We start from the raw sequence: 24,044 nt of genomic DNA on the forward strand, positions 1-24,044 counted from the left end.
CTAAGTGCTGCGCCATGGCAAAAATCCTGACGGCTCTTTATTTGGTGATGATGCTGGCGGCTGGCTGGCGCTTGTTCGGGCTGGGCTGGTCGCGCGGCATCAAGATCGTAACGGCGGTGGCGGTGCTTCTGCCGCTGCCATTGCTGCTGATCCTGCCCGCGCTGATGCAGCCGCAGCGCCCCTTTGCCGACCTGCTGCGCGCCATTGGCCTTGCGCTGCTGGTCTGCGGGGCGCTTTGCATTGCGGGCGGCTGGTCGGCGGCCTGGCTGCGGGCGCGGCGCAGATGAGCTTTGCCGCGCAGATATTGACGCTCTATCCGGAGATGTTTCCGGGGCCGCTGGGCGTATCGCTGGCGGGCAGGGCGCTGATGGAGGGGAAATGGTCGTGCGATCCCATCTGTATCCGCGACTTTGCCACCGACAAGCATCGCACGGTGGACGATACGCCTGCGGGCGGCGGCGCGGGCATGGTGTTGCGCGCGGACATAGTAGCATGCGCGGTCGACCATGCGCTGGAACGCCGCCCGGACCTGCCCGTGCTGGCGATGACGCCGCGCGGCGCGCCGATTACGCAAGCCCGTGTGCGCCAACTGGCGGAGGGGTCGGGCGCAACCATCCTGTGCGGCCGGTTCGAGGGATTTGACGAACGGATTTTCGACGCCCGCCCGATTGAGCAGGTCAGCATGGGCGACATCATATTGTCCGGCGGGGAAATGGCCGCGCTGCTGCTGCTGGATGCTTGCGTCAGGCTGCTTCCCGGTGTAATGGGCGCGGCTTCCAGTGGGGTGGAGGAGTCCTTTGAAACGGGGCTGCTTGAATATCCCCACTATACCCGCCCGGTAGAATGGGAGGGACGCACGATCCCGCAGGTGTTGCGATCGGGGGATCATGCGAAGATCGCTGCCTGGCGGAAACAAAGGGCGGATGATGATACACGGCTAAGGCGGCCGGACCTTTGGGAACGTCACACTGGCGTTCGGGTCGAGTCGCCCTCTGGTGCGCAACGCGACTTGAAGGACTGACCATGAACATCCTCCAGCAGATCGAGGCGGAAAACATCGCTGCCCTCGGCAAGACCATCCCTGAATTCCGTCCCGGCGACACGCTGCGCGTCGGCGTGAAGGTCGTCGAAGGCGAACGGAGCCGCGTCCAGAATTACGAAGGCGTGTGCATCGCGCGTTCGAACAAGGGCATGGGTTCCAACTTCACCGTGCGCAAGATTTCGTTCGGCGAAGGCGTGGAGCGCGTATTCCCGCTTTATTCGCCCAACCTAGATTCGATCACCGTCGTTCGTCGCGGTGTCGTGCGTCGTGCCAAGCTCTATTATCTGCGCGGCCGCACCGGCAAGCGCGCGCGCATCGCCGAGCGCCGCGACGTCCGCACCGAAGGTTGATCCTTCGGCTGTCCTTTACCGGATAGCGCAGGCAGGCAAAGAAAAGGCGGTGGCTCCCCGGAGCCGCCGCCTTTTTCATGGGCGTCTTACCGGCGGCTGGTAAACCACAGCCCGCCCAGGCTGATCGCGGCGGCCGCTGACATATAGAGGCCGACCAGCGCCACACCCTGCGCCGCGATCAGCCAGGTGGCGACGATGGGTGCCAGCGCCCCACCAATGATTCCACCCAGATTGAACGAGAAGGACGCGCCGGTATAGCGCAGCTGGATCGGGAACAGGGCAGGCAGATATGCCCCCAGCGGCCCATAGACGAACCCCATCAGGAACAGCGCGAGGCTCAGGATCGCAAAGATCGGCAACAGCGCGCCGGTGCCGATCATCGGGCCAAAAATCAGCCCCATGAAGATCGTGCCGATACAGCCCCATGCCAGCACGCGGGTCGGGCTGGTCCTGTCCGCCCACCATCCAGCGATCACGATGCTGACCGCCATGAACAGGATCGCGCCGAGCTGCACCGACAGGAAGGCGCTGCGGTCGATTTTCAGCGCGGTGGTGCCGTATCCCAGCGCAAAGGCCGTCGCGATATAATAGATGGCAAAGCAGGCCACGACCGCAAAAGTGCCAGCGATCGCGGCACCCAGATGCTCTTTCAGCAAGGTGGCGAGCGGCATGGCGGGCGGTGGCGCATCCGCCTGCGCAGCGGCAAACTCAGGCGTTTCGGTCAGCTTCAGCCGCACCCAAAGGCCCAGAAACACCAGCACCGCGCTGCCCAGGAAGGGCAGGCGCCAGCCCCAGGCGAAAAACTCCGCGTCGGTCAGGATGGAGCCAAGGATCAGGAACAGGCCATTGGCCGCGATGAAGCCGACCGGCGCCCCCAGTTGCGGGAACATGCCAAAGCGTGCGCGCCATCCCGGTGGTGCGTTCTCCACCGCCAGCAGCGCCGCGCCGCCCCATTCGCCGCCCAGCCCCAGCCCCTGACCAAAGCGCAGCAGGCACAGGATCAGCGGCGCCCACCAGCCGATCTGCGCATGGGTCGGCAGGAAACCGATCGCCAGCGTGCATCCGCCCATCAGCATCAGCGACGTCACCAGTGTCGCCTTGCGTCCCACCCGGTCGCCATAATGGCCGAACACCGCTGCCCCCAGCGGTCGGGCGAGAAAGGCGAGGGCCAGGCTGCCATAGGACGCCATCAACTGCGCCGACGGGCTGGACGATGGGAAAAACAGCGATGGGAAGATCAGGCTGGCGGCGGTCGCATAGATATAGAAGTCGTAAAATTCGACTGCCGTGCCGATCAGGCTGGCCCCCAGCACCCGCTTGTGCCGCCACATTTCGCCGATGCCGCTTGCTTCCGCCATATCGTCTCGCCCCTAATTTCGTCATTCCAGTGCAGGCTGGAATCTCTGTTCTGGCGGCCATGCGCGCAGGAAAGTGAGATCCCAGCCTGCGCTGGGATGACGGTGTCTTATCGTTTGCGCTTCTGGTTCAGCAATTCATACGCCATCACCGCCGTCGCCACTGCTGCGTTCAGGCTGTCGGCCTTGCCCAGCATCGGCATCTTCACCAGCAGGTCGCATTCCGCCTCATAGGCTTCCGGCAACCCCTGCGCTTCATTGCCGACCAGCAGGAAGGACGGGCTTTGATAGCGCGGTTCCTGATAGTCGTGCGTGGCTTTCAGGCTGGTGCCGATCAGTTCGCCCGGCCCGCTGCGCAGCCATGTCATGAATTCCGGCCAGCGTGCCTGCGTGATCGACTGGGTGAACAAAGCGCCCATGCTGGCCCGCACCGATTCGACGGAAAAGGGATCGACGCAATCGTCGACCAGAATCAGCCCGCCAGCCCCCACCGCGTCCCCGGTGCGCAGGATGGTGCCAAGGTTGCCCGGATCGCGCAGCGATTGCGCGACGATCCAGATGTCGGCCTTGCTGCGATCCAGCTTTTCCAGCGGGGTCAGCCGGTCGCGATAGACGCCCACGACTGCCTGCGCATTGTCCTTGCCGCTGATTTTGGACAAAATGTCGGCCGAAGTTTCGATGACATCATAGCCCGCCGCTTCGCCGCCTGCATCCTCCATCGCCGCGATCAGATCGCGCGCCAGCGGATGCGTGGACCCGGCGTGAAACAGCATTTCCGGCAACACGCCTTCCTCGCGTGCTTCGGTCAGGATGCGCAGTCCTTCGGCCAGAAACAGCCCTTCGGCCTTGCGGAATTTCTTTTCCCGCAAGGATCGCACACGCTTCACCAGCGGGTTGGAAAATCCGGTGATTTCGCGTGCCACGATGCGTCTGTTCCCAATAAAAGGCGGATCAAGCGGCCTCTCTACCGGGCCGATGCACAAAAAGACAGGGGGCAGGGTGACAGGTCGTTACGCGATGGATTTGGCCCTCGATATTTGCGAAAGGGGCAGGCATGGACACGCAAGTTTCGCCCCCGACCCGGATAGAGGATGGTTTCTTCCTCGCGCTGGTGCTGATCGTCTCGATCGCCTTTGCGATGGTGGTCCAGCCGCTGTTCGCTGCCATCCTGTGGGGTGTGATCGCCGCGATCCTGTTCGCGCCGGTCAATAAACGGCTGCTGACGTTCATGCCGACTCACCGCAACGGGGCGGCGCTCATCACCCTGATGCTGATCCTGTGCATCGTCATCGTGCCTGCCATCGTGCTGGCCATGGCGCTGTTGCAGGAAGCAGTCTATTTCTACGCCAAGATCCAGGCGGGCGAAATCGACTTCGCCCGCATGTTCGCGCAGGTACTCAACAGCCTGCCTGCATGGGCGCGGGGATTTCTGCGCAACTGGGGGCTGACCAATTTCGACGCGGCGCAGGCGATGCTGACGCGCGGCATCACCAGCAGCTTCCGCACGCTGGCGACACAGGCACTGGTGATCGGGCAAAGCGCGTTCGGCTTCATCATGGCGCTGGGCGTCATGCTCTACCTCGCCTTCTTCCTGCTGCGCGATGGCGAGGAACTGGCCGGGCGGGTCGCCGCCGCCGCGCCGCTGCGCGCGCATCAGCGTCAGGCGCTGATCCAGCAATTCGTCGTCGTCATCCGCGCCACGATCAAGGGCAGCATCGTCGTCGCCATCGTTCAGGGGCTGATCGGCGGAGTCATATTCTGGGCGCTGGGCATACAGGGCGCGCTGCTGTGGGGCGTGCTGATGGGCGCTTTCTCGCTGCTGCCCGCCATCGGCACGGGCCTGATCTGGGTGCCGGTCGCCATCTATCTGTTTGCCAGCGGGGCGTTCTGGCAGGGGGCGGTGCTGGTCGCGTGCGGGGTGCTGGTGATCGGCATGGTCGACAATGTGCTGCGCCCGATCCTGGTCGGTCGCGACACGCGCATCCCCGACTATGTCGTGCTGATTTCCACATTGGGCGGCATCGAAATGTTCGGCTTCAACGGCATCGTCATTGGCCCGGTGATTGCCGCGCTGTTCATCGCGACGTGGAACATCTTTACCCGGATGCGCGCAGCAGCCATCGCTGAATAGCGCGCTCATAACGGGACGCCCCTAACAGGCCCAGTGCGGGACGCCCCTAACAGGCTTTGTCACTGGCCGCTTTCTCGTTTATCTGGGAAGCGGGGGGCATGATGGAGCAAAGTGACCAGATTTCCATATTGCTGGTGGAGGATGATGCGGCTGCGCGCGCCAATATCGCGGCCATCCTGACCGGCGCGGGCATGGCAGTGGAGCAGGCGGAGGATGGCGCGGTGGGCCTGACCCGCGCGGGCAGCGGCACCCATGACGTCGTCATTCTCGACCGGATGCTGCCCAGCCTGTCGGGCATCGACATCGTCAAACGGATGCGCGGCGCGGGTGTGGGCGCGCCGGTGCTGATGCTGTCGGCGCTTGGCCGCAGCGAACATCGGGTCGAAGGGCTGGAAAGCGGCGTCGATGATTATCTGGCCAAACCGTTCGAGCCGGACGAACTGGTCGCGCGCGTCCGTGCGCTGTGGCGTCGCGCCAGCCGCCGCAACCCTGATCCCGTGCTGCTGTTCGGCGACCTGGAATGTCATGTAAAGGCGCGCACCGTCTGGCGGCAGGGGCGGCATCTGGCGCTTTCGCCCAAGGAATTCGAACTGTTCCTCTACCTGATGCATCATGCAGGGGAAGTCGTGACGCGCGAAATGCTGCTGCGCCATGTGTGGAAATTGAGTTTCGATCCCCAGACCAATGTGGTCGACGTCAATGTCGGCCGCCTGCGCCGCAAGCTGGAAGAAGGGTTTGACGGCCCCGTGCTGGAAACCGTGTGGGGGACAGGATATCGGCTGATCGCTGCCGCTCCCGCCGTCGCTGCGACGGGACGGGCGGGCGCAGCGTCCGGTGGCTAGGGTCGACCTGCTCCGGTCGGTATTCGGCCGGGTTACGCTATCTGCCCTGCTGGTCAGCCTGTTGTCCACGCTGGCGCTGTTTCTGGTGGTGCAGAAAATCGTTCAGGATGATGGCCGCATGATGCTGGCCCGCGAAGTCGATACCGACCTGGCGGGGTTGGCCGACATCTATGTCAGCGGCGGGACGCCCGAATTGCGCGCGCGCATCGCTGACCGGCTGGCCATGGAGCGGGAGGATGGCGAACGCGCCTGGTATCTGCTGGCCGACAGGGCCGGTCGGCCGGTGGCGGGCAATCTGGATCGCTGGCCCGGCATCGACGCGCGCGTATCGCAGACCCGTTTCGTCACGCTGCCCGATGGCGAACGGATGTTCGCGCGCGCCACGCAACTGGGTTCGGGCGCGCGCCTGCTGGTCGGGCGCAGCCATTATCGCGGCGAAGCGCTGCTGGGGCGGCTGGCCGTCGCCTTCGCCGGGGCAGGCGCGCTGATCGCCTTGCTCAGCCTGCTTGCGGGCCATTATGCCGCGCTGCGCCTGCGCGTGCGGGTGGAAGCGGTGAACGCGACGTTCGCGGCGGTGCGCGCCGGGCATATCGCCGCCCGCGCGCCGGAGCCGGGAACCACGTCCGACGACGAACTGGCCGAACTGGCGGTCAACACCAACGCGATGCTGGATCAGGTCGAACGGCTGATCGAGGCGCAGCGCGCCGTGTCGGATCAGACCGCGCACGAAATCCGCACGCCCCTGATGCACCTGGACACACGCATCCTCAAGGCGATGGAAGGGACGCAGGACGCTGCACTGCTGCGCACGCTGGGCCAGTCGCGTGAGGAAATACGCGGGGTCGTGCGGCTGCTCGATTCGCTGCTCGACATTGCAGGCAGTCAGGCGATGCGCGGCGACCTGCGCGGGCTGGTCGATGTCGACCTTAGCGACATATTGGAAAATCTGGCCGACCTTTATGGCGCCAGTGCGGAGGAACTGGGCATCGGTTTCCACGCCCGCATCGCATCGGGCATCATGCTGCGCGCGGACCCGATGCAGATGACGCGGCTGTTGTCCAACTTGCTCGACAATGCGTTCAAATATGTGCCGAGCGGCGGGTCGGTGGCGCTGTCGCTGTTACCCGGCCCGCGCATCATCGTGCAGGATGATGGCCCCGGTATCGCGCAGGCCGACCGGGAAAGGGTGTTCGAACGCTATGTCCGGCTGGACGAGGCGCAGGGGCATCGGGGGCGTAACGGTCACGGGCTTGGGCTGGCCCTTGCCATGGCGATTGCGCAACGGCATGAGCTGTCCCTGCATGTGGAGGATGCCGCGCCCGGCGCGCGCTTCATCCTTCAGCCGGAGGTGCGCGATGATTAGGCTGCTGCTGCCCGCCCTGTTGATGACCGCCGCGCCAGCGCCCGGACCGGCGGCGGAACTGCTGCCCGCCGACCCGGTGCTGCGCACGTTGGTGGAGGGGGACGCAGCGGTCGCAAAGCGCGATCATGCCGGGTTGGCGGACATGGCGCAGCTTTTGAAGGTGCTGGGTGCAACCCCGGTGGAGGGGCAGGACGATCTGGCCGTTGCATGGACCGACGCGGCTCAGGCCCATGGTGCCACCCGATCGACGCTGGCCTTTCGCGGGCGCGCGCTGGGACCGGCCTATCGGCGCGGGTCGCTGGTGGCGGGCGGCACCTTTACCATGCGCCAATTATTCCTCGCGGGTCAGCGTGCGCAGATTTCGGTCGCACCGGCGGGCGGGGCGGGACGGGGCGCGGGTCTTTCCATCCGGGTGCAGGGGGCCGACGGCGCAACGCTGTGCGCCAAGCCCGTTGGCGGCCCGCAGGCCGATTGCGCCTGGCTGCCGGTCTTTACCGACCGCTATGACATCGTCATCGAAAATGGCGGATCGACCCCCGCGACTTTCTATCTGATTGTGCGCTGAGGCTCCTTTCGTCGCTCCATCGGTGCGCTTCGTCCATTCTGCACATGTGTTCAGGCGAAAAAGCCGGGGGTCGGGGCGTTGCCCCTTCCGTGCAATGATGAGGAGACGACCCCATGAACCGCAAGATTTTCGCTGCCGCTATAGTCATCAGCTTGTCCTCCACCGCCGCGCTGGCGCAGGGCGAAGGACCAGTAAGCTATGAGGAGCAGCTGGCCCGTGTCGAAGTGGAACTAACCTATCAGGCACCCATTGCCGGGGTCGAAAACGACTATTGGTTCAATTATCAGACTGACCTGGCCGAAGCGCGCAAGGAATTGACCAAGGATCTGCGCGGATCGTCCGATGCGGAGGATAATCGCGATGCCTGGGAAGAATATCGCGCCGAACTGGCCGATGCACGGGGTGATTATGCCAAGGAAATGGCCGAGAAAGGCTATCCCGTCGGGCAGGTTCGCGTGCTGACCGACACCGGACGCTAAAAGTCTGTCTCGAAATGCGCGAAAGAGCGCATTTCGGTTGCCGCACCGGCCCTCACCCCCACCCGACCTCCCATTCAGGATACACTCTGTGGGAGGTCGGGTGGGGGTGAGGGCCGGTGCGGATGCGCCAAAGGCGCATTCCGAGACAGGCTCTAAGCTCGGCTTTGTACGTTTTTGGTCAGGTCCAGGTCCAGAAGATGCTGTTTTCAGCGATGTGGTCGAGGGCTTGATCGAGGGGCAAGACGCATCCGCCCATATCGTCGATATCTTCCCATTTTCGCCGGTGTGACCAGTAGCCGAGCCTGATTTCGTCGCGCGTGCCGACAGGCTTGAGGCGGGCGATCGGTGCCTCGGTTTCCAGCAGATAGAGATGGTAAGCGCCCTTGTCCTCATACCATCCGACGCCGCCGCCGTTGGCCGCGTCGAACGTCTCGATGCGCAGAATGATTTCCTCGTCTTTCATGGTGCATCCATAGCTGCCGTCGGGTCACAGCATATTCGAGTCACCTCGCCGCATGGCAACAGCCTAAGCGTTGCAACGTGCTTCAGTCAGGATTCGAAGCATGGAATGCTGGACCAGAACAAGGCCGTTATCGGCGATCCCGTCCCCCAGATTCTGCGCCAATGGCTGCAGGCATGGCGTCCCTGCTTTACGGCTCCCAGTTGGGAGCATGTACTTGTTCTTGTGATGGGCGGCCTGCTGGCCACGGGCAAACGGACCGTTACGTCTTGCCTGCGTGTGACCGGCCGAGCCGATGCTGCCAACTTTGCAACCTATCACCAGATCCTCAACCGCGCCCGCTGGAGTTCGCGTGCCGTTGCCAGGCGTTTACTGGGCATTGTGGTCGAACGGCTCGTGCCCGATGGTCCTGTGGTCATCGGTATGGACGACACCATTGAACGGCGATGGGGGCGCCGGATCACCGCACGGGGTATCTACCGCGACCCGGTCCGCTCCAGTCACGGCCATTTCGTCAAAGCCAGCGGACTGCGCTGGCTCAGCTTCATGGTGCTCACCCCGGTGTCATGGACCCGCCTGATCAAGGCACTGCCAGTCTTGACGTTGCTCGCTCCTTCGGAACGATCGAACCGTCAACGCGGCTGTCGTCATAAATTGCTGACGGACTGGGCCCGGCAGGGCGCGCTGCAGCTGTCTCGCTGGCTGCCGGGTCGGCGGATCATCTTCATTGGCGACAGCAGCTTTGCTGTCCACGAACTGGCACATGCGATCGTCCGCCGGGCCACACTCATCAGCCGACTGCGGCTCGACGCCAACTTGTTTGCGCAGCCTGCGGGGCGAACGGCACGCACGATGGGGCGACCGGCGCAGAAAGGGCGAGCATTACCAAAACTCAAGACCCTGCTCGCCAACCCGGCGACACGCTGGACCAGCATTCTCGTCTCTGCCTGGTATGGCCATCTCAACGGCAAGATGCTCGAGATCACATCTGACATCGCCTTATGGTACAGGCCCGGCACTCCGGTCTTGCCGGTCCGATGGGTCCTGGTTCGCGATCCTGAAGGAAAGCGCGGCCCGCAGGCCTTCTTCAGTACCGACATCACCCTCGAGCCCGCCGAGATAATCGCCCTCTACGTCCGCCGATGGCAGATCGAGGTCACCTTTGCCGAAACCCGCGCGCACTTGGGTGTCGAGACACAGCGCCAGTGGACCGACAAAGCCATAGCGCGAACCACGCCGGCGCTGCTGGGTCTCTACAGCCTTATATCGCTATGGGCCTGCGATCTGTTGACCACTAAAAGCACCCCTTATTCCGCCGCGTGGTATCGAAAAACCAGCCTGACATTCAGTGACGCCATCGGAGCCGTCCGCCTCCAACTCTGGGTCGGAGACATTAATCAACACTCCCCGCCGCACCCAGAACCGCACTATATTCCCACAACCCGCCTAAAACGCATGGCTCAGGCACTATGCTTCGCTACCTGATCGTACAAAGTCGAGCTAAGGCAAAGCGGGGAGGGGGACCGCCCCTTTCCCGCTCAGTCCGCGTCGGGATTGCGGAAATTCAATCGCCGCGTCACCGTGTAGTCCAGCACGCCCACCAGCAGATAGCTGATCCATTGCTTGATCAGCGTCGGCATCGTCCGGGTTGCGCGATGGTCGGCCATGGTGATCGTCCGGCTCTCGCCCATGCGTGCCGTGATGAAATCGCGCACCTGCGCAGCGAAACCGGCGTCCTCGATCCGCAGCATGATCTCCAGATTGACGAACAGGCTGCGCATGTCGAAATTGGCCGACCCCACGAATACTGCGTCGTCGATGACGATCAGCTTCATGTGCAGCTTGCGCGGCTGATATTCGGCAATCTCCACCCCACGCTTGAGCAACGGCCCGTAGAGCAGCCGCGCCGCCGCCACGGTCGCGCCATTGTCCGACCGGGCGGGCAGGATGATCCGCGCGCCATCGCGCCGCGCCGCCCGCGCGATGCGTTTCAACATCCCCCGCCCCGGCGAGAAATAGGCCGCGATCATGTCTACGCGCCGCGCCTGTTCCAGGTCGTGCTTCACCACCTGCGCCCACGGGCTTAGCCGCCGGGTCGGCCCGCCAATCAGCCAGCGGAACGGATCGGCCGGGTCATGGCGCAGCGACGGGTGCCATCCGCGCACCATGCGCCGCAACGTGCGGAACCGCTGCTTCTTCGTCATGACCCAGCGCCACAATTGCCCATACCATAGCGTCATGGCCTCCACCTGCGATCCTTCGATCCACAGGCCCAGGTCGAACCAGCAATCATCGGCGGGGATGCCGAAATAGCCATCCTCCACATTGAATCCGCCAATCACCATGCGCTTGTCGTCGGCGATCGCCATTTTCTGGTGGTTGCGGATCAGGTAACGGGTCGACCGCCGCGTGCCGAACCGGCCGAAATGCGCGCCCGCTTCGACCAGTGGCGCGAAGAAAGCGTCGGGCGTGTCGGCCGATCCGAAACCATCGACCATCAACGTCACAGTCACCCCACGCGCCCGCGCGGCAATGAGCGCGTCGCGCACCATCGCCCCGCTGCCATCGGCGGCAAAGATATAATAATAGAGCTTCAGATTGTCGCGCGCGCCCGCGATCAGCGTCATCAGCGTGTCGCGCAACACGCCCCCGTCCGCGATCAGGCGCAGCCGGTTGCCGCCAATCGTTACGCCTATATCGTCTGTTCGGGCAGCATCGGGGGACGGGTTGCTGGTCGCCATCGGGCCTTCATGCCGCTTTTTGGCGGGGGTTGCCATGGCTTTATGGCCTTTTCATTGACTCATGCGGGGGGTACTGCTACCGCGCCAACTCGTAATTCCCCCTTGATGTTGCAGGAGGCCCGTTTGGCCCGCGTTACCGTCGAAGATTGTGTCGACAAGGTTACCAACCGCTTTGACCTCGTCCTGCTCGCCGCTCAGCGCGCGCGGGAGATTTCGGGCGGCGCGGAACTGACCGTCGATCGCGACCGGGATAAAAATCCCGTCGTCGCCCTGCGTGAAATCGCGGAAGAAACCGTATTCCCGGCCGATCTGCATGATTCGGCCATCGCGTCGCTGCAAAAGGTGCAGATCGACGATGACGATACGCCGGATGAAATTGGCTCGATCGCCCAGTCGGCGGAGGCGCTGCGCCTGACCGCTGCTGCGCCGCCGCGCAATCAGAATATCGGTGGCGATTACGACGGCTGATCGCTCGACCTGTTCGGAGAGGAAAGAGGCCCGGCCTGCGCAAGCAGGACCGGGCCTCATCAATTCTGGGGCTGCCCCGCGCGTCTGCGTTGGGCCGTCAGGGTCATTCTTCCCCGAACTTGTCCTCGACCAGGCCCACCAGCTTGCCCAGGCAATCGATCGCGTCCGGGCCGCTCGCCTTGATCGTGATGCTGTCGCCCATCGCCGCGCCCAACATCATCAGGCCCATGATCGACGTGCCGGTCACGTCGCTGCCATCCTTGCTGACGGTAATCGCAGCGGGCAGGCCGCTGGCCAGTGTCACGAATTTCGCGCTGGCACGGGCATGAAGCCCGCGCTTGTTGCTGATCAAGACGAGCTGGCTGATTTCATTCATGTGGTGCTACCCAATAGTTCTGAAGCGACGCTGATATATTTCTGGCCCGCCTCACGCGCGGCGGCGACGGCGGCGCGCACGTCCATGACCTTGCGTGCGCTTTCCAGGCGAATGAGCATGGGCAGGTTGATGCCCGCAATCACCTCTATTTCGCCCGCTTTCAACAGGGATATGGCCAGATTGGAAGGGGTGCCGCCGAACAGGTCGGTCAGCAGGATGACGCCGGTGCCGTCATTGACGCGCGCAACGGCGGTCGCGATGTCCGCGCGGCGCAGCTCCATGTCATCCTCCGGCCCGATGCAGATCGTTTCGATCTGCTGTTGCGGGCCGACGACATGTTCCATGGCGACGACGAATTCGGTCGCCAGCGACCCATGGGTGACGAGTACGAGTCCGATCATGTGATTTTGCGGCCCACCTGCTTCATGATATTTGCTTTCGGGCCTCCCGGTCGGCGCTTCTCCAGACTATCCTGGGGCGACGATTCCATATTGCGGTGCGAGACGGTGGGCGAAAAGCCCGCATCTTGCAAGTATCTGGCGACACGTTCTGCAACATGGACCGAACGATGTCGCCCCCCGGTGCAGCCGAACGCTACGGTAATATAGGATTTTCCAGCATCGGCGTAGCGCGGCAACAGCGTGGCGAGCAGATCCTCGATCTTGCCCACCGCCGCCTCATAGGCCGGATCGGCCATGATATAGGCCGCCACATCACCGTCCAGCCCGGTCTTTGGCCGCAAATCCTCGTCCCAATGCGGGTTGCGCAGGAATCGCATGTCGAACATCAGGTCCGCGTTGCGGGGCACTCCGCGCGAAAAACCGAACGACAGGATCGTCAGCACCGGATCGGACAACCGTTCCAGCGAAAAGCGGTTGCGGATTTCCTGTTGCAGGCCGTTGCTGCTGAAACTGGTCGTGTCGATCACTTGGCTGGCCCAGCGGCGCAATGGCTCGGTCAATTCGCGTTCGCGCGCAATGCCATCGGCCGCCGGGCGATCAAGCGCTAGCGGATGCCGCCGCCGGGTTTCGGCAAAGCGGCGCTCCAATTCGGTCCCGGAACAGTCCAGATAGAGCGTCTCTATGTCATGGCCATGCCGTTCGCGCATTGCCTTGATCCGCTGGACGATGGCCTGCGCGTCGAACCCACGGGTGCGTGCGTCGATGCCCAGCGCCAGCGGCCGCTCGTCCGCGCCCGCATGGCCGGATGAAAGCGGCGTATCGAGCAATCGGTCGAGCAGCACCAGCGGCAGATTGTCCACCACTTCCCAGCCCATATCCTCCAGCGTCTTGAGCGCCGTCGTCTTGCCAGCGCCCGCCAGCCCCGACAGCAGCAGGATCGACTTGGGGTGGGATGACGTCATGGCGCCAGGCCCAATATGCGCAGCGCCAGTTCGACCTTGATCGGGGCGGAGGCTTCACGCGGCGCGATCTTGACCACCGGCACGTCCATCCCCGCAACCGCGCGGAACAGCGGGTCGAGTGGCATCCGGTCCACCTGATCGAACAGATCGACCAGCAACGCGACCGGCACGTTCGCGACATGGGGCATTGCAACGATGCCCAGGCTGCGCACCTCCATCTTGCCCGCAATCGTCGCAGGCGCGGTCGCGACCAGCCGCCCGTCCATGCGTTTGATCAGCGTATAATCGTCACTGATCAGGGTCGCCCCCCGGTCTATGAGCCGCAGCCCCAGGTCGGACTTGCCGATCCCGCTGATCCCGCACAGCAAAACCGCGCGGCCACCAATGGCCACGCTCGTCGCATGAAGCGTCTCGGATGAAAGTGCGCGCGCCATATCCCCGGCAGCCTTGTAGAACATCGGGGGGAGGCGTGGGAAACGGTTTTTGCGGGGGGAAAGGGACGATCGGCCCAAGCCCTCATGCCAGCGCATTCTGGCATCTCAGGCGCGGGCGCTCAATGGGACGCTCAGCCCACCCCCAAACAGAAAAAGGGCGGCACCTTGCGGCACCGCCCCTATATCCGCCAGCCCCAGGGGCCAGCCCGGTTCGCCCCGCATGACGCGAGGCATACCGATTACTTGAGTTCGACGGTCGCGCCGGCGGCTTCCAGCTGGGTCTTGACCTTGTTGGCCTCGTCCTTGCTGACGCCTTCCTTGATCGCCTTGGGAGCCGACTCAACCAGGGTCTTGGCTTCGGTCAGGCCCAGGCCGGTGATGGCGCGAACTTCCTTGATGACGTTGATCTTCTTGCCACCGTCGCCGGTCAGGATCACGTCGAATTCGGTCTGCTCTTCAGCAGCCGGTGCAGCGGCAGCGGCCGGGCCGGCAACGGCTACGGCAGCAGCGGCGCTAACGCCCCACTTTTCTTCCAGAGCCTTCGACAGGTCGGCGGCTTCGAGGACGGTGAGGGCCGAAAGCTGTTCGACCAGAGCGTTGATGTCTGCCATGTGAAATATTCCTTGAGATTGGGGCAAAAAGCCCCCGATAAATTGTCAAACGAATAGGGGTCGGGGGCAGCCTTAGGCTGCTTCCTTCTCCGCATAGGCGTTGAAGACCCGCGCAAGCTGCGAAGCCGGCGTCTGGATGACGGTAGCGAGCTTGGTTGCCGGCGCCTGGATGAGGCCGATAATCTTTGCACGCAGTTCGTCCAGCGACGGCATCGACGCCAGGGCTTTCACGCCCTCCACGTCGAGCAGCACTGTGCCCATCGCGCCACCAACGATTTCGATCTTGTCGTTGGTCTTTGCGAATTCGACCACAACCTTGGCGGCTGCGATCGGATCGGCCGAGGTGGCAAGGCCGACCGGGCCAGTCAGCAGGTCGCTGAGGCTGGAATAGTCGGTGCCATCAAGGGCGATACGGGCGAGGCGGTTCTTCGTAACCTTGTAGGTTGCTCCCGCTTCGCGCATCTTCTGGCGCAGGACAGTCGACTGTGCGACGGTCATGCCAAGGTTGCGGGTCACAACGACCACGCCAACTTCTGCCAGCTCTGCGTTCAGCTTGGAAACGACCTCAGCTTTCTGATTACGATCCATGCCATTCTCCACTTCATATCCGCCGCCGGTTGCCCGGCAAAACGGCTAAAACCCGCAGCCAAAGCTACGGGGCACTAAGTCCGAAGGGGAGAGATCGACTGGCCCGCATCCGTTTGACCGGAACAGGCAGACCCGAATCGGGCGCTTGGCCCGTCCGGTAAAGAACTTTTCCCCGCCTAGGCTGGACATTAAGAAGGGCATATTCCCTTCACCAACTGTCTCGGACGGTGGACCCATAGGGGTCCGGTGCGGGTCGCTTAGGGGAAAAGGCGCGCGGTGTCACGCGGAAATTGGGTGCTGCGGGAAGGGTGAGGGTAGGGGGGGAATGGCGAGTGACGACCATATGTGGAGGAGCGAGGGTCGTTTTAGCGTGCCACATAGCCGTCACCCCAGCGAAGGCTGGGGTCTCAGGCGGCAGTAGAATGAGGCCAGTCGTCCTGCGCTATCCGTTGACGCAGCGTGCGCCTGCCTGAGATGCCAGCCTTCGCTGGCATGACGGCATTTTTCAGACGTCCAAACTGAAAGCCGACCGTCCGCCACCCACCCAAAATCATCCCCCGCTAAACCCGGTCCGCCTGCACCACGACATCGATCGCGCGCAACGCCGACAATATCCGCATCAGATGCTGGGCGTCGGCGACTTCCAGGTCGATGACGTCGGTGTGGAACGGGCCTTCGCGGTTGACCAGTTGCAGGTTGAGAATGTTCGCCTTGGTCGCGCCGAATATGTTGGCCACCGCCGCCAGCGCGCCCGGCTGGTTCTTGACGATCACCGACAGCCGTGCCGCCCCGCCCTTGGACTTGCTGTCCCAGCTAAGGTCAATCCAGTCGTCATCCTGCCCCGCCTCCAGCGCGCGGCAATCGATCGTATGCACCTCGATCGGCTCGCCGGTGCGGCGCACGCCCACGATCCGGTCGCCCGGCACCGGGTGGCAGCAATCGGACAGTTTGAACGCGATGCCCGGCGTCAGCCCGCGGATCGACACTGGCGCGTGCTGGCGCGGATGCGCTTCCTCCTCCATGCCCGACACGCTGGTGGAACCGGGGATCAGCGCCTCCATCACTTCAGAATCGAGCAGCCGATGCGTGGCGATGGCCACCATCAGCGCCGCGCGATCCTCCAGCTTCAACCGCTTGAGCGCCGCCGCCAAAGCCTTGTCGCCCAGTTCCTTGGCCAGGTCGGGCGACAGGCGGCCGATGATTTCCTCATACAGCTTCTCGCCCAGCGCGACCTGTTCGCCGCGCTGCTTCTGGCGAATATAACGGCGGATCGCCGCGCGCGCCTTGCCGGTAATGGCAAAGGTCAGCCATCCGGGCTGCGGTTCCTGCCCCCCCGATTTCAAAATCTCGACCTGATCGCCATTTTCCAGGGACGTGCGCAACGGCACCACCCGGCCATTGACCTTGGCCCCCACCGTCTGGTTGCCCAGCGACGTATGCACCGCATAGGCAAAATCCACCGGGGTCGACCCCTTGGGCAACTGGTGCAATTCGCCCTTGGGAGAGAATGCGAAGATGCGGTCCTGATACATCGCCATGCGCGTATGTTCGAGCAGCTCGTCCGCGTCCTGGCTCTGTTCCAATATCTCGACCAGGTCGCGCAGCCAGGCGGCATGATGGTCGGTCGCATCGCCCTTCTGCTTATAGGCCCAATGCGCCGCCAGCCCCAGTTCGGCGTCATTATGCATGTCGCGGCTGCGGATCTGCACTTCGATCCGGGCATTGTCCTGATGAATGACGGTGGTGTGGACGGATCGGTATCCGTTGCGCTTGGGGGTGGAGATATAATCCTTGAACCGGCCCGGCACCATCTTGAACGTCTGATGGATGATGCCCAGCGCGCGGTAACAATCCGCCGTCGTTTCGGTGATGACGCGAAATGCCATCACGTCGGTCAGCTGCTCGAAACTGATATGGCGTTCCTGCATCTTCTTCCAGATGGAGAAGGGGTGTTTCTCCCGCCCCGACACCGTGACCGGAATGTCCGACCCGCCCAGCAGCAATTGCAGTTCCGCGCCGATCCGGTCGACCTTGTCATGGCCGCCTTCCTTCAACTGCTCCAGTCGCTTGGTGATGCTGTCATAGGCTTCCGGCTCGATCTCGCGGAACGAGAGCAACTGCATTTCGCGCATGAAATCATACATGCCGATCCGCTCCGCCAGCGGCGCGTAGATATCCATCGTCTCGCGCGCGATGCGGCGGCGCTTGTCGGGATTTTTGATGAAGTGCAGCGTGCGCATATTGTGCAGCCGGTCGGCGAGCTTCACCAACAGCACCCGAATATCGTCCGACATGGCGAGCAGGAACTTGCGCAGATTCTCCGCCGCCCGCTCATTTTCGGACATTGCCTCGATCTTCGACAACTTGGTCACGCCATCGACCATCCGCGCGACATCCTTGCCGAACGCCGCCTCGATCTCCTCATAGGTGACCAGCGTATCCTCGATCGTGTCGTGCAGCAGGGCGGTGACGATCGTCTGGTCGTCCAGCCCGAAATCGGTGAGAATCCCCGCCACCTCGATCGGGTGGCTGAAATAGGGGTCGCCGCTGGCCCGCTTCTGGCTCCCATGTTTCTGGACCGAAAACACATAGGCGCGGTTGATCATCGCTTCGTCCGCATTGGGATCGTAGCGCTTTACCCGTTCGACAAGTTCATATTGGCGTAGCATCTCTACCCGATTGTGTTGGATGCCCCTTGCTGCGCAACAAAAAAATGCCCATCTTGCCAATATAACCGGCAATTTTTGCAAGTCCGGCCGCTTTGGACTATTGCGTCATGAGCATGAAACATAATCTCGCCCAGGATCTCGATCAATGCACGCTGCCCGGCGCGCTGGAAGCGATGGGGGAACGCTGGTCGTTTCTCATCCTGCGCGGCGCATTGTCGGGCATCCGCCATTTCGAGGAATTTCAGTCCACCCTGGGTATCGCCCGCAACATATTGGCCAACCGCCTGTCGCGGCTGGTCGAAAACGGCATCATGCTGCGCCAGCCGATGCAGTGCGACCGGCGCAAGGTGGAATATCGCCTGACCGAAAAGGGGCAGGAACTGGCCCCCGTCATGATCGCGCTGCGCCAGTGGGGCGAAAAATGGGGCTGCGCTCCTACGTCTTGTCAAGTTTTGGCGGACAAGCGCGATAGCCAGCCGATCCGCCCGATCGGCATCATGTCGCATGACGGCCGCACGCTTGGCCTGTGTGATCTGGTCTGGCTTTGCCCGGACGAAGTGACCCCGATGGCCGAGGAACCGGCCGCTGCGGCCTGACCGGGCCTCGCTGGCACCTTCACCCCGCGCGTGAAATCGCCTAGGTTGCTGCCAATGTCTCCTCCCCGCTTCCAGCCCCAGCCCTTTTTCGCGGACAAGAATCGCGCCTTCTGGAACCTGCAATCGCTCGGCTGGGCGGGGGCTTTCCTGCTGCGCGGGTCGTCCACGATCGCCAATGGCCAGCCGCTGTCCAGCCTGGTCCCGGTGCTGATTTCCACCGTCAGCGGCTATTCGGTGACGTTGCTGATCGCGGTGATGTTTCGCTTCCTGCTCAAACAAAGGCCCATCGTCACCTGGGGCGTATCCATCCTGACCGTGGTGATCGCGGCGGGGCTGGTCGCCTTCATCGACGCCTGGGTCTTTTCGACCCAGAACCGGGGCAGCGAAACCGCCGGGCTGCAACTGTTCCTGGGCGCTTTCTACCTGTCGATGACGCTGCTGGGCGCATGGTCCGCGCTCTATTATGCCATCAACTTCTACCTGACGGTGGAGGAGCAGGCGGATCAGCTGCTCCATCTGGAAAATCAGGCGTCCAGCGCGCAGCTGGCGATGCTGCGTTACCAGCTTAACCCGCATTTCCTGTTCAATACCCTCAACTCCATTTCCACGCTGGTCCTGCTCAAACAGACCGACCGCGCCAACGCCATGCTCTCGCGCCTGTCCTCCTTCCTGCGCTACACCCTCATCAACGAACCCACCGCGCAGGTCACGATCGAGCAGGAGATCGAGACGCTCAAACTCTATCTGGAGATTGAGAAGATGCGGTTCGAGGATAGGCTGCGCCCCGTTTTCGAGATCGACCCGGCAGTCGCCCATGCGCGCGTGCCCTCGCTCCTGCTCCAGCCGCTGGTCGAAAATGCGATCAAATATGCCGTCACGCCCAAGGAGGAGGGGGCCGAAATCACCGTCAGCGCGCAGCCTGCCGGTGAAAAGGTTCGGATCATCGTATCGGACAGCGGACCGGGATTGAACGAAGGCGGAATGAAGCCGCACATACCCATGAGTGAAGGAACGGGCGTCGGGCTGCCGAACATCCGCGATCGCCTGATTCAGGCTTTCGGGGAACGACAGAGCTTCGAAACACGTTCTACCCAGAGCGGCTTTTCGGTCATCATCGAAATCCCGCTTGCCTTGGAAGATATATCGAAAGTGGCCTCATGACCATCAGAACGATCCTCGTCGACGACGAAAGCCTTGCAACGCAAGGGCTTATGCTGCGTCTGGAAGCGCATGAGGATGTGGAAATCATCGAAACATGCAACAATGGCCGCGAAGCCATCCGCGCCATCAAGACGCACAAGCCCGACCTTGTGTTCCTCGACATCCAGATGCCCGGTTTCGACGGTTTTTCGGTCGTGCAGGGCATGATGGAAGTGGAACCGCCGCTGTTCATTTTCGTCACCGCTTATATGGACCATGCCATCCGCGCGTTCGAAGCGCAGGCGGTCGATTATCTGCTCAAGCCGGTCGAGGAAGGCCGCTTGGCCGATGCGCTCGACCGGGTACGTCTGCGCCTCTCGGACAAGCGGCAGGTGCAGGAAGCGGAGAAACTGCGCGAAGTGCTGTCCGAAGTCGCGCCCCAGGCCATGAGCGATTTCGACGCCGCCGATGAAGAAGGCCCAGCCTCCAACCGCTTCGAAAAACTCATCAACATCAAGGATCGCGGCCAGATTTTCCGCGTCGACGTCGATTCGATCGAACGGATCGACGCGGCGGGCGACTATATGTGCATCTACACCGCCGACAATTCGCTGATCCTGCGCGAAACCATGAAGGATCTGGAAAAGCGCCTGGACCCCCGCAATTTCCAGCGCGTCCACCGCTCCACCATCGTCAATCTCAGCCAGGTGAAGCAGGTCAAGCCGCACACCAATGGCGAATGTTTCCTGGTACTGGAATCCGGCGCACAGGTAAAAGTCAGCCGCTCCTACCGCGACGTGGTGGCCCGTTTCGTGCATTGAACGTAGGCCAGACGACTAAGGCAGGAGGAGGGGCGCTATGCTCGAATTTTACGGTCATCCCTTCTCCTCTTACTGTCAAAAGGCGCTGATTGCGTTCTACGAAAATGATCTGCCGTTCGATTTCCGACTGCTCGCACCCGATCAGCCGGACAATGGTGCCGCGTTCGCGGCGTTCTGGCCGATCGGCAAATTCCCGCTGCTGCGCGACGGTGACTGCACCCTGTTCGAAGCCAGCATCATCGTCGAACATCTCCACATCCATCACCCCGGTCCGGTCCGTCTGATACCCGACGATCCGGGCGCGGCGCTGGAGATGCGGATGCTCGACCGTTTCTTCGACAATTATGTCGCCACCCCGCAACAGAAGCTGGTGTTCGACGCGCTCCGCCCGGAAGCACAACGGGACGCGGCGGGCGTAGCGGACGCAAAGGCGATGCTGGAGCGGGCCTATACCTGGCTTGACGCGCATATGGCGGATCGGCACTGGGCAGCGGGGGCGGCGTTCAGCCTGGCGGATGCTGCCGCTGCGCCGCATCTGTTCTACGCCCATTGGTCGCACCCGATTCCGCCGGGTCACCTCCATCTGCACGCGTATCGCGACCGCCTACTGGTGCGCCCGTCCTTCGCCCGCGCGGTGGACGAAGCGCGTCCATGGCGGCCATATTTCCCGCTCGGCGTACCCGCCGACGCGGCATGATGGCCTGCACGCAAATGGCATTTAACATATTGTTTTATCACCGAAAAACCCACTGCCGGTTCAGCCCGAACACCACCACCGGCGTCACGAACAGCATCGCGGGGATCGGCGTCCATTCCGCCCAGCCCATATGGCTGACGCACAGCCATACCCACAGCGCATTGAGCGCGTAGCTGACCAAGGACACCGCCACGAACCTGGCCCCGCGTGCCGCCGTGCCGCCCTGCGCGCCATGGCCGCGAAAGGTGAAGGTGCTGTGCGCGGCATAGCCGATCACCACCGCCGCGCCATAGCCGATCAGATTGGCCAGTTGCGGATGCAGCCCGGCCATCGCCGCCAGCGTCCAATAAATCGCCGCCTGACACGCGGTGACGAACAGGCCGGTGATGCCATAGCGCAGGATCTGCCAGAACAGCGCGCGCTGTTGCGATGAAAGTCGGTTGATGATGGTCATGGTCCCCGTTGCGCTTTGCGGCGGCTGGTCTAGGGGCAGGACATGATCTTGAAAAGCGGCCATCCCCTGCGCGAACGGTTAGCACCGATATTGTCCATCTCGCTGTCTGCCAGCGCGCGCCACTGGAAATGGCTGACCTTCCGGCTGTGGGTCGTCATCGCGGTCGCCATGGTCGCCACCCGCTGGCCCGCCATCCACTGGCTCGTGCTAAGCGACACGGACGACAATATCCGCTTCGTGCAGGTGAAGGACTGGCTGGCGGGGCAGGGCTGGTATGACCTGCGCCAATATCGGCTCGACCCGCCGGGCGGGGCGAACATTCACTGGTCGCGACTGGTCGATATTCCCCTTGCCGGGCTGATGCTGTTCTTCCGCGCCTTTGTCGATTCCGCGCTGGCCGACCGGCTCGCCTGCGCCATTGCGCCGCTGTTGCCGCTCTTTCTGCTGATGCTCAGTCTGGGCTTTGTCGGGCGGCGGCTGGCCGGGCCGCATGGCTGGCTGCTCGCCGCGCTTGCCCCGCTCGCCGCGCAAATGGGGCTGGGCATGTATGCGCCGATGCGGATCGACCATCATGGCTGGCAACTCGCGCTCGCCGTCACGATGCTGGCCGGGCTGGTCGATCGCAACTGGTTGCGTGGCGGCATCGTCGCGGGGGTCAGCAGCGCGCTGTCGATCGCCATCGGCATGGAAATGATCGTCTATCTGGCGGCGGGCGGCGGGTTGATCGCCCTGCGCTGGGTGTTCCGCGAAGGGGCCGGGCGGCGGATGCTGCCCTATGCCCTCAGCCTGGGCGGCGCGACATCGCTCTGCTTCGTCATCTTCGCCAGCTATGCCAACCGGGACATGGTGTGCGACGCCATCTCGCCCATCTGGGTCGCGATATTCGGCGCGGCATCGGCGGGCATGGTGCTGCTCGCGCTCGCCCCTTTGCGCGGCTGGGTGCAGCGCCTTGCCGCCGGGCTGGTCGTCGGCGGCGCGGTGGCGGCTTTCTTCTGGCTCAACTGGCCCCAATGCCTCAGCCCCTACCAGATTTCGCCCGAACTTCAGCGGCTCTGGCTCGCCAATATCCGCGAAGCCAAGCCGATCACCGCGCAGGCGCAAAGCATGGTCGTGCCGCTGCTGGCGATCCCGCTCGCCGGGCTGATCGGGCTGCTCTGGGCATTATGGGACGCACGCCGCGATTCTGACCGGCTGTGGGACTGGGCGACCGTCGGGCTGATGATGGTCTTTTCCACCGCGCTTCTGTTCTGGCAGGTGCGCGCCGGTCCCGCCGCGCAATTGCTGGCCATCCCGCCCGCTGCATGGGCCGCACACCGGCTGCTCGTCGCAATCCTGACCGGCACCCGCCGCGTGCGAATCGCGGCGGGTGCAGGGGTGGCACTGCTCGCTGCCATCGCCTTTGCCTATCCGCTCTATCCGCAGGCGATGAAGCTGTGGACCGAGGCCACCGGCAACAAGCCACGCCCCTGGCGTCCCTCCGCCATTGCCCGCAACGACGCGATCAAGAAAGCCAATGGCCGTTGCCGCACGCTGCCCGCGCTGCAAATACTGGACCAACTGCCACCCGCCACCATCTTCACCATGGTCGATCTTGGCCCGCGCATCCTTGCCACTACGCATCATAGCGCGCTGGCCGGACCCTATCACCGCAACGGCGCGACTATCCTCGACATCCACCACGCTTTTGACGGCCCGGCAGATGGCTTCCGCGCCATCGCTGCAAAGCATCACGCCACCTATCTTCTGGTCTGCCCTTATTTCCCCGAAGGCACGCTCTATGCCGCGCGCAGCCCGCGCGGATTCTATGCCGACCTGATGCGCGGCACGATGCCCGGCTGGCTGGTGCCGGTGGCGCTCAACAGCGGCACGACCTTGCCCTACCAACTTTATCGAATCGACTATTCATCGTCGCGCGGCGAAAAAGTCCCGCAACAACGCTGACGCCTCGCCCTCGGCCATCCCGCCATAGACGTCGGGCCGGTGCAGGCATTGCGGCTGGGCGAACAGGCGCGGTCCCTGTTCGATGGCCCCGCCCTTGGCATCGCCCGCCGCATAATAAAGCCGGGCGATTCGCGCGTGGGAAATGGCTCCTGCACACATGGGGCAGGGTTCCAGCGTGACCCACAGGTCGCATCCGGTCAGGCGAAAATCGTTCAGATGAATGGCCGCCGCGCGCATCGCGACGATTTCGGCATGGGCGGTCGGGTCCAGGTCGCGCCGATTGCGATTCTCGCCCTCGCCAATGATGACGCCATCCTGCGTCACCACCGCGCCGATCGGCACTTCGCCCGCATCCCCCGCCGCCCGCGCCAGATCGAGCGCACGCCGCATCGGGGCGGGCAGGGGAAAGGGCGGGTTCATGCCCCGCCCTTTAGATGGAAAGGCGCGATGGCGAAAGCGGGCCAGGTCGGACCTATATTAACATGCCGTTCCCCCGCGCAGGCGGAGGTCCAGTCCCACCCTCGGAACAGGCTGCCGTCTGTGCGGGGCAACATGCCT

The 24,044-nt window shown here is 63.4% G+C and carries 28 protein-coding genes; 15 read left to right on the plus strand and 13 right to left on the minus strand.

Annotated elements, in window-relative coordinates:
* Positions 1-14: 14 nt before the first annotated feature.
* From SPBM01_RS00890 to rplS, 3 genes are read left to right on the plus strand one after another with little or no spacing between them, the layout of a single operon-like run.
* Positions 15-287, plus strand: a complete 273-nt coding sequence (locus SPBM01_RS00890; protein WP_188063584.1) for a hypothetical protein — start codon at positions 15-17, stop codon at positions 285-287.
* Positions 284-1,021 (plus strand): tRNA (guanosine(37)-N1)-methyltransferase TrmD, encoded by a 738-nt coding sequence (trmD, locus tag SPBM01_RS00895; RefSeq protein ID WP_188063585.1) that lies wholly within the window; start codon positions 284-286, stop codon positions 1,019-1,021. Before SPBM01_RS00890 ends, trmD begins: the two co-directional genes overlap by 4 nt.
* A gap of 2 nt (positions 1,022-1,023) precedes the next feature.
* Positions 1,024-1,392, plus strand: a complete 369-nt coding sequence (gene rplS, locus SPBM01_RS00900) for a 50S ribosomal protein L19 (protein WP_188063586.1) — start codon at positions 1,024-1,026, stop codon at positions 1,390-1,392.
* Positions 1,393-1,478: 86 nt separating this feature from the next.
* Here rplS and SPBM01_RS00905 read toward each other — a convergent pair whose 3' ends face one another.
* Both SPBM01_RS00905 and SPBM01_RS00910 read right to left on the minus strand, forming a co-directional pair.
* Positions 1,479-2,750 (minus strand): MFS transporter, encoded by a 1,272-nt coding sequence (locus SPBM01_RS00905; protein ID WP_188063587.1) that lies wholly within the window; start codon positions 2,748-2,750, stop codon positions 1,479-1,481.
* A 107-nt stretch (positions 2,751-2,857) separates the two neighbouring features.
* Entirely contained in the window at positions 2,858-3,670 is an 813-nt protein-coding gene (locus SPBM01_RS00910; RefSeq protein ID WP_188063588.1) for a TrmH family RNA methyltransferase, read from the minus strand.
* Positions 3,671-3,801: 131 nt separating this feature from the next.
* Between SPBM01_RS00910 and SPBM01_RS00915 the strand changes: the two genes are divergently transcribed.
* The 5 genes from SPBM01_RS00915 (at position 3,802) to SPBM01_RS00935 (ending at position 8,127) form a co-directional block, all read left to right on the plus strand.
* Positions 3,802-4,878: an AI-2E family transporter gene (locus SPBM01_RS00915; protein WP_188063589.1), complete on the plus strand. Its 1,077-nt coding sequence runs from the start codon at positions 3,802-3,804 to the stop codon at positions 4,876-4,878.
* A gap of 101 nt (positions 4,879-4,979) precedes the next feature.
* Positions 4,980-5,720 carry a response regulator transcription factor gene (locus SPBM01_RS00920; protein ID WP_188065495.1) on the plus strand — a complete coding sequence of 247 codons (741 nt, stop codon included), beginning with the start codon at positions 4,980-4,982 and terminating at the stop codon, positions 5,718-5,720.
* Complete coding sequence (locus tag SPBM01_RS00925) at positions 5,713-7,083, plus strand: sensor histidine kinase (protein ID WP_188063590.1); 1,371 nt, start codon at positions 5,713-5,715, stop codon at positions 7,081-7,083. The genes SPBM01_RS00920 and SPBM01_RS00925 overlap by 8 nt, the downstream gene beginning before the upstream one ends.
* Positions 7,076-7,648, plus strand: coding sequence for a hypothetical protein (locus SPBM01_RS00930; protein WP_188063591.1), 573 nt, complete (start codon positions 7,076-7,078; stop codon positions 7,646-7,648). Before SPBM01_RS00925 ends, SPBM01_RS00930 begins: the two co-directional genes overlap by 8 nt.
* Positions 7,649-7,761: 113 nt before the next feature.
* A complete protein-coding gene (locus tag SPBM01_RS00935) occupies positions 7,762-8,127 on the plus strand; it encodes a hypothetical protein (RefSeq protein ID WP_188063592.1) in 366 nt (121 codons plus the stop codon).
* A 178-nt stretch (positions 8,128-8,305) separates the two neighbouring features.
* On the opposite strand, the gene SPBM01_RS00940 is transcribed toward SPBM01_RS00935, so the two are convergent.
* On the minus strand, positions 8,306-8,590 hold the full coding sequence (locus SPBM01_RS00940; RefSeq protein ID WP_188062313.1) for a hypothetical protein: 285 nt from the start codon (positions 8,588-8,590) through the stop codon (positions 8,306-8,308).
* A 105-nt stretch (positions 8,591-8,695) separates the two neighbouring features.
* On the opposite strand from SPBM01_RS00940, the gene SPBM01_RS00945 reads away from it, so the two are divergent.
* Complete coding sequence (locus SPBM01_RS00945; RefSeq protein ID WP_188062259.1) at positions 8,696-10,072, plus strand: transposase; 1,377 nt, start codon at positions 8,696-8,698, stop codon at positions 10,070-10,072.
* A gap of 53 nt (positions 10,073-10,125) precedes the next feature.
* Here SPBM01_RS00945 and SPBM01_RS00950 read toward each other — a convergent pair whose 3' ends face one another.
* On the minus strand, positions 10,126-11,364 hold the full coding sequence (locus SPBM01_RS00950; RefSeq protein WP_188063593.1) for a phospholipase D-like domain-containing protein: 1,239 nt from the start codon (positions 11,362-11,364) through the stop codon (positions 10,126-10,128).
* Positions 11,365-11,451: 87 nt separating this feature from the next.
* Here SPBM01_RS00950 and rpoZ point away from each other — a divergent pair, with 87 nt between their 5' ends.
* Positions 11,452-11,796: a DNA-directed RNA polymerase subunit omega gene (rpoZ, locus tag SPBM01_RS00955; RefSeq protein WP_188063594.1), complete on the plus strand. Its 345-nt coding sequence runs from the start codon at positions 11,452-11,454 to the stop codon at positions 11,794-11,796.
* A 103-nt stretch (positions 11,797-11,899) separates the two neighbouring features.
* On the opposite strand, the gene SPBM01_RS00960 is transcribed toward rpoZ, so the two are convergent.
* From SPBM01_RS00960 to SPBM01_RS00990, 7 genes are all read right to left on the minus strand, one after another.
* A complete protein-coding gene (locus SPBM01_RS00960) occupies positions 11,900-12,172 on the minus strand; it encodes an HPr family phosphocarrier protein (protein ID WP_188063595.1) in 273 nt (90 codons plus the stop codon).
* Positions 12,169-12,573 (minus strand): PTS sugar transporter subunit IIA, encoded by a 405-nt coding sequence (locus SPBM01_RS00965; RefSeq protein ID WP_188063596.1) that lies wholly within the window; start codon positions 12,571-12,573, stop codon positions 12,169-12,171. Before SPBM01_RS00965 ends, SPBM01_RS00960 begins: the two co-directional genes overlap by 4 nt.
* On the minus strand, positions 12,570-13,535 hold the full coding sequence (gene rapZ, locus SPBM01_RS00970; protein WP_188063597.1) for an RNase adapter RapZ: 966 nt from the start codon (positions 13,533-13,535) through the stop codon (positions 12,570-12,572). Before rapZ ends, SPBM01_RS00965 begins: the two co-directional genes overlap by 4 nt.
* On the minus strand, positions 13,532-13,969 hold the full coding sequence (locus tag SPBM01_RS00975; RefSeq protein WP_188063598.1) for an HPr kinase/phosphorylase: 438 nt from the start codon (positions 13,967-13,969) through the stop codon (positions 13,532-13,534). The genes rapZ and SPBM01_RS00975 overlap by 4 nt, the downstream gene beginning before the upstream one ends.
* 239 nt (positions 13,970-14,208) lie before the next feature.
* Positions 14,209-14,580, minus strand: coding sequence for a 50S ribosomal protein L7/L12 (gene rplL, locus SPBM01_RS00980; RefSeq protein WP_188063599.1), 372 nt, complete (start codon positions 14,578-14,580; stop codon positions 14,209-14,211).
* A gap of 72 nt (positions 14,581-14,652) precedes the next feature.
* The gene (gene rplJ / locus SPBM01_RS00985; RefSeq protein ID WP_188063600.1) at positions 14,653-15,168 is read right to left on the minus strand and encodes a 50S ribosomal protein L10; all 516 of its coding nucleotides are present in this window, start codon (positions 15,166-15,168) and stop codon (positions 14,653-14,655) included.
* Positions 15,169-15,728: 560 nt separating this feature from the next.
* Complete coding sequence (locus tag SPBM01_RS00990) at positions 15,729-17,837, minus strand: RelA/SpoT family protein (RefSeq protein ID WP_188063601.1); 2,109 nt, start codon at positions 17,835-17,837, stop codon at positions 15,729-15,731.
* A 113-nt stretch (positions 17,838-17,950) separates the two neighbouring features.
* On the opposite strand from SPBM01_RS00990, the gene SPBM01_RS00995 reads away from it, so the two are divergent.
* From SPBM01_RS00995 to SPBM01_RS01010, 4 genes are read left to right on the plus strand one after another with little or no spacing between them, the layout of a single operon-like run.
* Positions 17,951-18,433 carry a winged helix-turn-helix transcriptional regulator gene (locus tag SPBM01_RS00995; RefSeq protein WP_188065496.1) on the plus strand — a complete coding sequence of 161 codons (483 nt, stop codon included), beginning with the start codon at positions 17,951-17,953 and terminating at the stop codon, positions 18,431-18,433.
* A 54-nt stretch (positions 18,434-18,487) separates the two neighbouring features.
* The gene (locus tag SPBM01_RS01000) at positions 18,488-19,594 is read left to right on the plus strand and encodes a sensor histidine kinase (protein ID WP_188063602.1); all 1,107 of its coding nucleotides are present in this window, start codon (positions 18,488-18,490) and stop codon (positions 19,592-19,594) included.
* Positions 19,591-20,394: a LytR/AlgR family response regulator transcription factor gene (locus tag SPBM01_RS01005; protein ID WP_188063603.1), complete on the plus strand. Its 804-nt coding sequence runs from the start codon at positions 19,591-19,593 to the stop codon at positions 20,392-20,394. Before SPBM01_RS01000 ends, SPBM01_RS01005 begins: the two co-directional genes overlap by 4 nt.
* Before the next feature lie 37 nt (positions 20,395-20,431).
* Positions 20,432-21,091, plus strand: a complete 660-nt coding sequence (locus tag SPBM01_RS01010) for a glutathione S-transferase family protein (RefSeq protein ID WP_188063604.1) — start codon at positions 20,432-20,434, stop codon at positions 21,089-21,091.
* Between the two features lie 37 nt (positions 21,092-21,128).
* Here SPBM01_RS01010 and SPBM01_RS01015 read toward each other — a convergent pair whose 3' ends face one another.
* Complete coding sequence (locus SPBM01_RS01015) at positions 21,129-21,545, minus strand: GtrA family protein (RefSeq protein ID WP_188063605.1); 417 nt, start codon at positions 21,543-21,545, stop codon at positions 21,129-21,131.
* A 42-nt stretch (positions 21,546-21,587) separates the two neighbouring features.
* Between SPBM01_RS01015 and SPBM01_RS01020 the strand changes: the two genes are divergently transcribed.
* Positions 21,588-23,486, plus strand: a complete 1,899-nt coding sequence (locus SPBM01_RS01020; RefSeq protein ID WP_188063606.1) for a hypothetical protein — start codon at positions 21,588-21,590, stop codon at positions 23,484-23,486.
* On the opposite strand, the gene SPBM01_RS01025 is transcribed toward SPBM01_RS01020, so the two are convergent.
* Positions 23,448-23,906 (minus strand): nucleoside deaminase, encoded by a 459-nt coding sequence (locus SPBM01_RS01025; protein WP_188063607.1) that lies wholly within the window; start codon positions 23,904-23,906, stop codon positions 23,448-23,450. The genes SPBM01_RS01020 and SPBM01_RS01025 overlap by 39 nt on opposite strands.
* Between the last annotated feature and the right edge of the window lie 138 nt (positions 23,907-24,044).

Source organism: Sphingobium sp. KCTC 72723, from assembly GCF_014280435.1.
Taxonomy (GTDB): Bacteria; Pseudomonadota; Alphaproteobacteria; order Sphingomonadales; family Sphingomonadaceae; genus Sphingobium.